This is a genomic window from Gluconacetobacter sacchari, assembly GCF_014174255.1.
Lineage (GTDB): Bacteria > Pseudomonadota > Alphaproteobacteria > Acetobacterales > Acetobacteraceae > Gluconacetobacter > Gluconacetobacter sacchari.
Genome location: NZ_JABEQJ010000001.1, coordinates 372,163 through 379,605, shown reverse-complemented (window position 1 = coordinate 379,605; position 7,443 = coordinate 372,163). Strand labels below are relative to the sequence as shown.

Sequence of the window (7,443 nt, the reverse complement as noted above, 5' to 3'; positions counted from 1 at the left end):
TTGAACGGCACGGGTTCATCTCCCCGAATGCCGTGCGTGCCAGGGCTCTTTCCACTGCGGCTCTCGCCGCTTAGGCTTCAACCAGATGTCTCAAAAACCGAGGCCGGTACACGGCTTCGGTGCGGCGGTTGCCGAATTCGCTCAGACGCTTGTACATCTGAACGTCTTCGCCGAACGGATTATACGGATTGTCCGCCGGAATGATGACCGATGCCGGCAAATTCGACGGCGGAACCGCGCCGGTTACCGGCTCGGGCGCCATCTGGGCCGATGAGGTACGGTGGCTGTACAGCACGTTGGCATACAGGTTGAAGTGCTTGTTGATTTCGTAGTGCAGGTCCCCGCTGAGCGTCGAGTTCTGCAACTGGTTCAGAAGCTGCTGCTGGGCACCGTAATTATAGCGATCGGCGCTGGTGAAATCATGGAACGAGGTCCCGTTGGCCGATCCGGCGAGGTCGGAGCCGCTATCCAGGCCGAAATATTGCCCGTTCGGCGGGATTCCCGAGCCATAAGAAGCCGCGCCGGGCGTGGTCGGATTGTTGGCCTGTACCGGCTGGGCCCATCCCCGGCTGCGTTGCATCACGCCGCCCTGGCTCATGTAGGAGCCGAACAGCGTAAGATTGCCCTTGCCGTGGTCGAAACCGAAGCCCTTGTAGCCGGAAATCAGGCCGGTATCGTTATCGCCATGGCCGGTGATGCCGCCGCGAATGGTGATGTTGCCGTCCGTCGTGTCGTGGCGCAGCTTTATGTTGATCACGCCCGCGACGGCATCGGCGCCATAGAGTTCCGAACCGCCATCCTTCAGGATCTCGATACTCTGAACCAGCGAGGCCGGGATCGTGTTCATGTCCACGCATTCGCCGACGCCGCTCGAAGTGGTGCGTTTGCCGTCGATCAGGACCAGGACGCGATTCGAGCCCAGGTTGCGCAGGTCGGTACAGGACAGGCCGTCCGTGGCGTTGGTCTGGTTGTTGGTGGTGCCGGATGACCCGATCGACGGCAGGCGTTGCAGATAGTCGCCCAGCGTCGTGGAGCCGGACTGCTGGATTTCGCGCGCGGTGATCGTCTGGACCGGGTTGGCCGAAGTGTTGTTCGAACTGCGCAGAAACGAGCCCGTCACGACCACGCTTTCGCCACCCGAGGAGTCGGACATGCCGGACGACGAAGCGGCATTGACGGCCGACAGGGTCCCGGTCTGTGACGATGCGGCCGTCTGGGCGAAAGCTGGCGAAGCCAGCGTTCCGCCGACCGCGAAGCCCGCCATCAATGCGAATCTCTTGCTATAAAGACCCATTCTGTTGTTACCCCGCAGTAATTTGTTCAGGTAAGAAAACGTGTAAACGGGGGGTGCGTGGCTTGTCGATTGATACGGTTCGGCCATGTCATTTTTTTGACGTATTCCGCGTGTGCTGTGTCTTTTCAGTGACAGTCATGATCGTCGCGGCACCAGATCGCCACTCGCTCCGCAGGTCGCGATTGTCATATTTTTATTTTACTAAACAGTCTATTGCGCGAAATTTCTCGATGTTCTTCAGGTATACCGAAAGGATCGCCGTTGCTCCGATGCATCATCCTCTTGCCTCATGTCATGCGGGCTTGTCTCGAGCGTCCGCATAGTCTGGTGAATGACGGCGCAATTAAATTTTGTAATATTTGATATACATACAACGTAATGTACGATCTCGTAACGATCTGGCTGCGATCCCGGATGTGAATGAAATGTTTCGTGTTGTTCGGTATTGTCTCGAAAATAGAATGATTTGGGTATTTTCTGTTTTTTAAAAACAGGGGTCCGGCGGCATACGATATTCGGGAGGGACACCATCATGCTTACAAAGTAATGATCTGTATTTGCCCTGTGATGCGCGCGCGTCAGGCCGATTGCTGATGAATGAGCCGCCAGGGAATGAAAAAGCCGATCATTCCCCTACGGCAGCCCTGTCGTTCAATAGCCGCGCGCCACATCCACCGGGTCGTTGACCGGCAGGCCGGCGCGCAGGCGGCGGATATTCTCGGCAATCTGCGGCGCGGCGGAGTCCGGCAGCGCGACCGAGGCGACGTGCGGCGTGATCAGCACATTGTCCAGGCGCCAGAGCGGATGGTCCGCCGGCAAGGGTTCGGGCGTGAACACATCCAGCATGGCCTGTCCGATCCGGCGGGATCGCAGGGCCTCGACCAGCGCGTCCTGGTCGACGATGTCGCCGCGCGCGACATTGATGAAGCCGGCACCGTGCGGCAGCATCGCCAGCCGCTCGGCATTCAGCAGGCCGATGGTCTGCGGCGTCTTGGGCAGCATGCAGACCACGATGTCGCAGCCGCCCAGAAAGGCGGGCAGGCTGTCCATCCCCGCATGGCAGGTGATGCCGGGTTCGGATTTCGGGCTGCGTGACCAGCCGCTGACGGCAAAGCCCAGGCGCGCGCATTCCCGCGCCGCGAACAGGCCCAGCTCGCCCAGGCCCATGATGCCGACGCGGATGCGCGACAGGGGCCGGGGCTCGATGAAGTGCCAGCGCGCCTGGCGCTGCGCGGCCTCGAAGGCCGGAATGTCCCGGGCCAGCCGCAGCGTCGCGAACAGGACGTAGCTGGCCATCATCCGCGACATCAACGGGTCCTGCAACCGCGTGATCGCCACGCCGGGCGGCAGGTCGTCGCGTGTCACCAGGGCATCCACGCCGGCCCCCAGGCTGACGATCATCCGCAGGTCGGGAAAACGGGCGAAGAAGCCGCGCGGCGGGTTCCAGACCAGCGCGTAGCGGACCCCGGCAGGGTCGGTGACCGCATCGGCCATCGCGAACTCCAGGTCGGGCAACGCCGCATGCAGCGCCGCCCGCCAGGGTTCGGGCGTGTCCAGTTGGCTATAGAAGACTACCCGGTCGGTCATGTCGCGCTCCTCGCTATCGGATCGTTACGAATCTATCGCGTTCCTCGGGCGGCGGGGAGGGGCGGCGTCGCTACATTTCGGGCAGCGCGGGCGCGGGGGCCAGGCCTGGACGCTGGATCATGACGCCGCCGATCGAACTCAGCACGATGCACAGGATCCCCGCCCATTGCGCGGGGGCCAGATGCTCGCCCAGCAGCACCAGGCCGATGATGGCGGCCACGGCCGGGTCCAGGCTGGTCAGGATACCGAACTGGCGCGGGTGCAGCCGCTTCATGGCCAGCATTTCCAGCGTATAGGGCAGCGCGGACGACAGGACGGCGACGAAGCAGGCCAGCAGCGCCGCATGCGGGTGGCTGGCGGCGGCGGGCAGGGTCGCCATCATCATCGGCGTGACCAGCACGGCGCCCACGGCCTGGCCCAGCGCGGTGGCGCGCGCCGCGTCGATGCGCCGGCTGACGCGGCCACCCGCTACGATATAGGCGGCCCAACCCGCCGCGGCCATCAGCCCATAGGCCACGCCCAGCAGGTCCAGCGGTCGCCCGGCCAGCGCCGCGCCGGGTTGCAGCAGCAGGTACAGCCCGCCAAGGATCATGGGAAACAGCAGCCATTCTCGGGCGCGGCGCGCGCCCGACAGGGACAGGGTCAGCGGCCCGAGAAATTCCACCGCGACGGTCACGCCCAGCGGCAGGCGTGCCAGCGACAGATAGAACGACATGTTCATCACGCCGATCGCGGCGCCATACCACAGGATCATCTTCAGCGTGGCGCGATCCGGCGCCGCGCGCCAGGGGCGGGTCAAGATGCCCAGCACGATGGCGGCGATCCACAGGCGCAGGCCGACCGTGCCCAGCGGCCCGAAGACCGGAAACAGCAGCTTGGCGAACGAACCGCCGACCTGGAACGAGACCATGCCCCCCACGACCAGCAGGATGCCGCCCAGAGGATCATGCGCCTGCCCCTCTCCGGCCGGCCCGGGCGCGGGGCCGGTCATCGCCTGCCCGGGCGGGCGGGGGAGTGTTCAGGAACCATCGGGGCTCAGACGTCCAGTTCCTCGACCAGGCCTGCATGGTCCTGGATGAACTGGAAGCGCGATTCCGCCTTGCGGCCCATCAGTTGCTCCACCCGGTCGCTGGTCAGGGCGCGGTCCTCGGGCCGGGTGACCACTTGCAGCAGCGTGCGCTTCCCGGGGTCCATCGTCGTCTGCTTCAGATCGCCCGGCGGCATTTCGCCCAGCCCCTTGAAGCGCGAGATCTCGACCTTGGCGTTGGGTTTGAAATCCGATTTCAGCTTCCGCTCGCGGTCGGCGTCATCCATCGCATAGACCGTCCTGCCGCCCTGGGTCAGGCGGTACAGCGGCGGCTGCGCCAGGTAGACATGACCCCGACGGATCAGCTCGGGCAGTTCGCGGTAGAAGAAGGTCATCAGCAGCGACGCGATATGCGCGCCGTCCACGTCGGCATCGGTCATGATGATGACGCGCCCGTAGCGCAGGCGCGTGGCATCGAACCGTTCGCCGATGCCGCAGCCCAGGGCCTCGACCAGGTCGCGCAGTTCCTGGTTGGCGCGCAGCTTCTCGGTCGAGGCGCTGGCGACGTTCAGGATCTTGCCGCGCAGCGGCAGCACCGCCTGCGTCTCGCGATTGCGCGCCTGCTTGGCCGAACCGCCGGCGGAATCGCCCTCGACCAGGAAGATCTCGGTCTCGGCCGCGTTCTCCCGCGTGCAGTCGGTCAGCTTGCCGGGCAGGCGCAGGCGCCGGGTTGCGCTCTTGCGCGGCGTGTCCTTCAGGTCCTTGCGGCGCAGCCGTTCCTCGGCGCGCTCGATGATGAAGGCCAGCAGATTGTCCGCCTGCGCGGGGTGCCCGGCCAGCCATTGCTCGAACCGGTCGCGCAGCGCGGTCTCGACCAGGCGGCCGGCCTCGGGCGAGGTCAGTTTTTCCTTGGTCTGCCCCTGGAATTGCGGATCGCGGATGAAGACGGACAGTTTCGCGGCGATGATCCCCAGAATGTCGTCGGCCGCGATCGCGCCGGCGCGGCGGTTCGACCGCTGCTCGCCCCAGGCGCGGAAACCCTTCAGCAGCGCGGTGCGAAACCCGGCCTCGTGCGTGCCGCCCAGCGGGGTGGGGATGGTGTTGCAGTACGAAGCCAGGCTGGACGACCCCGCTTCCAGGAACGCCACCGCCCATTCCATCCGGCCGGTCTCGGCGCCGTCCGGCCCGACCGGCAGGTCGGCATCGCCGGACCACATCTCGGCCAGCAGGGCCGCGCTGCCCAGTTCGTCGCGCAGGCTGTCGGCCACGCCGCCGGGGAAATGCAGCACCGCCTCGGCGGGAATGTCGCCGTCACGGATCAGCGCCGGGTCGCAGGCCCAGCGGATGGTCACGCCACGATACAGATAGGCCTTGGACCGGCACAGCTTGTACAGCCGGGCGGCGGAGAAATGGAGCCGTCCGAAGATCTGCGGATCGGGGGTGAAGCGGATCTGCGTGCCGCGCCGGTTCTGCGTCGGGCCGACCTTCTCCAGGGTCGTGACCGGATGGCCGCGCTCATAGGCCTGGCGCCACACGGTGCGGTCGCGCGCGACCTCGACCTCCATCCGCGCCGACAGGGCATTGACCACCGACGAACCCACGCCATGCAGGCCGCCCGAGGTCGCATAGGCCTTGCCCGAGAATTTCCCACCCGCATGCAGCGTGGTCAGGATGACTTCCAGCGCCGAGCGGTCCTTGAATTTGGGGTGCGGATCGACCGGGATGCCCCGGCCATTGTCGCGGATGGTCAGCCAGTCGCCGGCTTCCAGCGTCACGTCGATGGTGGTGGCGTGGCCCGCCACGGCCTCGTCCATCGCATTGTCCAGGATTTCGGCGGCCAGGTGATGGTACGCCCCCTCGTCCGTGCCGCCGATATACATGCCGGGGCGCCGCCGGACGGGCTCCAGCCCCTCCAGCACCTCGATGGCGCTGGCGTCGTACGTCTCGGCCGTGCCGGCCGGAGCCGGTGCGGTGGCCTCGGTCGCGCGGGGGCGCGGTTCCCGCTTCGGGCGCGGCGCGGAAAAGAGATCGTCGTTCATGGACTGTTCTTTGTTCCGCGCCCCTGTTCCCTGTCAAGCGGGACCGGCCTGACAGGCGTGCGTCAGCTCCGGGTGGAGCGGGTGGCGCGCGTCGCGCGGGCTCGGGCCCGCGTACGGGTTTCGGTGTGCTGCGTGCGCGCGGGGGCGGCGCAGGTCTCGTACGACGCGGGTTGGATAATGTCCTTCGCCTGGGCGTAATGCGCCAGGTCCTGCGCGCTTTCCAGCACCGCGACCTCGTCGAACATCGCCGCGCGCTGGCCGCACAGGGCGGTGCCCGATTTCAGCCCATGCTCGGACTGCGTCAGGGAAAGCTGCGTCTTGTAGCTGTCGAACTCCGTCTGGAACCCGCGGCCGTAGGTGGCGCGGAAATAGGCCCCCAGCGTCCTTTCCGTCTCCAGAAGCGACGGATTGAACTTGCGGGTGAACGAATTGTAGCGGTCCTGGAGGCCGCAGGTCAGCGCGGTGACCATGAGTTCGTTCTGCAACCCGTAGATATCGAATGCGTCATGCGCGGGGGAGGGCGAACATTGTCCGGCGGCGCGCGCCGCCGCCCCGTTCACAAGACCGGCAAGAACCAGACCGGCCACGACGGCGCGCCGAATGGGGGAAGTCATGATGTGCTGTCTCTCGCTCTCGATCGATCAGGATGTTGCGCCCCAAGAGGGCAGGTGACATGAACCGACATGTGAACTGGGCTTGCTAGCATTTTATAATGGCAGCATAACCCTGACCAGAGAGTTGGCAATCACATTTTGGGTTCACGGCCGGTCGCCGCACCATGGCGCGTTCTGCCCGGCCTTGCCATCCATGATTGCCGATCCCCCGGGATCGGGTAGGGTCTTTATGTGCGTCCCGGAGTTGCTTTAGAGCGGTGCCGGGCGATTCGCGGCGGCATCCGGGGCTGCCGGTTTCTTGAGCGAGCGGAGTTGACGAGTGCGCGTGCGACGGTCTTCTGCAATTCTGGTGGCGGTGTCAGCCGTGCTGGCCGGATGTCAAAACAAGCCTGCGCTCCAGGTCGCGGGGCCGCCCGATCCGTTCGGCTATATGAAGCGGTCGGCCGTCTGCCGGGTCAGCCCGGTCAAATCGGCCGGGCCGGCGCTGAAGACGGCGTCGATGTCGGTGCGGAGTGATGACGGCAATTGCGTCGTCCTGGTCCAGAGCGACGGCGAGCACGCCTACGCGTCGTTCGGCGTCGCGCCGGCGCCGGAGCACGGCAAGGCCTTCCTGTATAATCACAACGATCATACGGTTGTGATGTACACCCCCAATACCGCTTATGCCGGCCCCGACCATTTCGGCGTGACGCTGATCCGTGGCCCCGGCCAGCCGCGCGATACGCTGGAGATCACGGCGACGGTCGATGCGACGGGCGTGATCGTGCCGACCCCGATGGTAAAGGCCCCAACCCCCGCGCCGGCACCGGCCAAGGGGACGAGCAAGGCGGCGACCCGGCACCGCGCCAGGGCGGCCCACTGAAACCGGGCGCGGCGGGGCCG

Annotated in this window: 6 protein-coding genes; 1 reads left to right on the top strand and 5 read right to left on the bottom strand. The window is 65.8% G+C overall.

What is annotated here, in order from left to right:
* Window positions 1-70 precede the first annotated feature (70 nt).
* The 5 genes from HLH48_RS01735 to HLH48_RS01715 form a co-directional block, all read right to left on the bottom strand.
* The gene (locus HLH48_RS01735; protein WP_246386655.1) at window positions 71-1,264 is read right to left on the bottom strand and encodes a TonB-dependent receptor plug domain-containing protein; all 1,194 of its coding nucleotides are present in this window, start codon (window positions 1,262-1,264) and stop codon (window positions 71-73) included.
* Between the two features lie 681 nt (window positions 1,265-1,945).
* Entirely contained in the window at window positions 1,946-2,881 is a 936-nt protein-coding gene (locus HLH48_RS01730; protein ID WP_182995757.1) for a 2-hydroxyacid dehydrogenase, read from the bottom strand.
* 70 nt (window positions 2,882-2,951) lie between these two features.
* Window positions 2,952-3,872: an EamA family transporter gene (locus tag HLH48_RS01725; RefSeq protein WP_182995756.1), complete on the bottom strand. Its 921-nt coding sequence runs from the start codon at window positions 3,870-3,872 to the stop codon at window positions 2,952-2,954.
* 44 nt (window positions 3,873-3,916) lie between these two features.
* Entirely contained in the window at window positions 3,917-5,947 is a 2,031-nt protein-coding gene (gene parE, locus HLH48_RS01720) for a DNA topoisomerase IV subunit B (RefSeq protein ID WP_182995755.1), read from the bottom strand.
* Between the two features lie 62 nt (window positions 5,948-6,009).
* Window positions 6,010-6,561: a hypothetical protein gene (locus tag HLH48_RS01715; RefSeq protein ID WP_182995754.1), complete on the bottom strand. Its 552-nt coding sequence runs from the start codon at window positions 6,559-6,561 to the stop codon at window positions 6,010-6,012.
* A gap of 349 nt (window positions 6,562-6,910) precedes the next feature.
* On the opposite strand from HLH48_RS01715, the gene HLH48_RS01710 reads away from it, so the two are divergent.
* Entirely contained in the window at window positions 6,911-7,423 is a 513-nt protein-coding gene (locus HLH48_RS01710; protein ID WP_264812400.1) for a hypothetical protein, read from the top strand.
* Window positions 7,424-7,443 lie beyond the last annotated feature (20 nt).

Coding starts and splice junctions, on each gene's coding strand:
- HLH48_RS01735 (WP_246386655.1), bottom strand. CDS start 1,264: ATGGCGGGCTTCGCGGTCGGCGGAACGCTGGCTTCGCCAGCTTTCGCC.
- HLH48_RS01730 (WP_182995757.1), bottom strand. CDS start 2,881: ATGACCGACCGGGTAGTCTTCTATAGCCAACTGGACACGCCCGAACCC.
- HLH48_RS01725 (WP_182995756.1), bottom strand. CDS start 3,872: ATGACCGGCCCCGCGCCCGGGCCGGCCGGAGAGGGGCAGGCGCATGAT.
- parE (WP_182995755.1), bottom strand. CDS start 5,947: ATGAACGACGATCTCTTTTCCGCGCCGCGCCCGAAGCGGGAACCGCGC.
- HLH48_RS01715 (WP_182995754.1), bottom strand. CDS start 6,561: ATGACTTCCCCCATTCGGCGCGCCGTCGTGGCCGGTCTGGTTCTTGCC.